Annotated in this window: 1 protein-coding gene; it reads right to left on the minus strand. The window is 70.1% G+C overall.

Annotated elements, in window-relative coordinates; genetic code table 11:
* Window positions 1–6 precede the first annotated feature (6 nt).
* Window positions 7–1,311, minus strand: a complete 1,305-nt coding sequence (locus tag RF638_RS15975) for an ISL3 family transposase (RefSeq protein ID WP_344223702.1) — start codon at window positions 1,309–1,311, stop codon at window positions 7–9.
* Window positions 1,312–1,369 lie beyond the last annotated feature (58 nt).

Genomic DNA, 1,369 nt, shown 5'->3' on the forward strand with positions numbered 1-1,369 from the left:
GGCCCTTCACAGATGAGCGTGGGTAGGCGTCTTCCGCCACGGCCGGTGGCCACCGGCGGCGAGCAGGGCGCGTAGCCGGTAGTTGTCGAAGTTGCGGAAACCCCGAGCGACCCGGCGCATCGTCTCGATCACCCCGTTGATCGCCTCTGTCGGCCCGTTCGAGGCTCCGGCGGTGTCGAAGTAGGCCAGGATCGCCGACCGCCATCGCTGCAAGGTGCGGCCCAGCCGGGCGACCTCCGGGATCGGGCAGGTCGGGAAGGCCCCCAGGATCTCGGCGACGAGCCGGCGTCCGGCTTCGGGGCGGGCGTGGTAGACGGCACGCAGCTTCTGGTAGCAGTGCCAGGCGAGGGTGACTTCATAGTGCGGGTCCCCGGCCTCGAGCTTCGCGTTCAGGCGGGTGATCTGCTTGGGAGTGAGGTGCTCGGCGCCGATCTGCAGGGTCCGGCGGATCCCGTAGAGCGGGTCTCCGGCCCGTCCGCGGTGACCCAGGGTGTCCTGTTGCACGCGGCGACGCACCTCGTCGACGACTTGGCCGCCGAGCTTGACCACGTGGAACGCATCGAGCACCGTGATGGCCTCCGGGAGCTTGTCGCGGATGGCATTGGCGTAGCCGTGGAACGGGTCCAGCGTCGCCGTGCGGATCCCGCTCGTGAAGGTCGGCCCCTGCTCGGAGAGCCAGTGGCCGTAGGCGGCCCCGGTGCGGCCCTTGACCAGGTCCAACAGTCTCGCCCGAGGCCGGCCGTCCTCACCGCGGGAGTGGTCCACGATCCCGGTGACCAGTCCGGTGCCGGGCGGACCGACGTGGCGCCAGACGTGCTCGTCGACACCGAGAGCGTCCACACCGGTCAGCCGCTCCTGCGCGGCCAACTGGTCCTCGATGACCGGGGCGATGGCATCCCAGACGGTGTTCCAAGCGACCCCTAGCATCTCAGCCAGGGCCGAGACCGCGATGTCGTGGGAGCGCAGCTGGGCCACGGCCCAGGCGATCGCGCGGGTGGTGAGCTTGCCCCGCGGGGCCGCCAGCTCGTGGAGCTCACTGAACGTCGAGATCTCGCAGGCGTCCTCGAGGCAGCGGTAGATCCGCTTGCGCCAGCGAACCCGCACCGGCACCCCAGCACAGGGCAGGTCGTGCAGGAGCACCTTCCGGCGGCCATGACCGGTGGCGAGCACTGCGCAGGAGGGGCAGCCCACCAGGGGCGGCACGGTCTCAACCACCACGGTGAACTGGCGCGCCCCGCGTTCCACGGCCAGGACGTGGACGTCGGGCAGGTCGAAAAGCGCGCACGCGGGCGCGCAGATAGCATGAGACACGTCGAGGCCTTTATGGATCAGGTTGCTTGGTCGCTACCCATCCTGGAGGCCTCGACCT

This window comes from Kocuria sp. CPCC 205235 (assembly GCF_040980905.1).
Taxonomy (GTDB): Bacteria; Actinomycetota; Actinomycetes; order Actinomycetales; family Micrococcaceae; genus Kocuria; species Kocuria carniphila.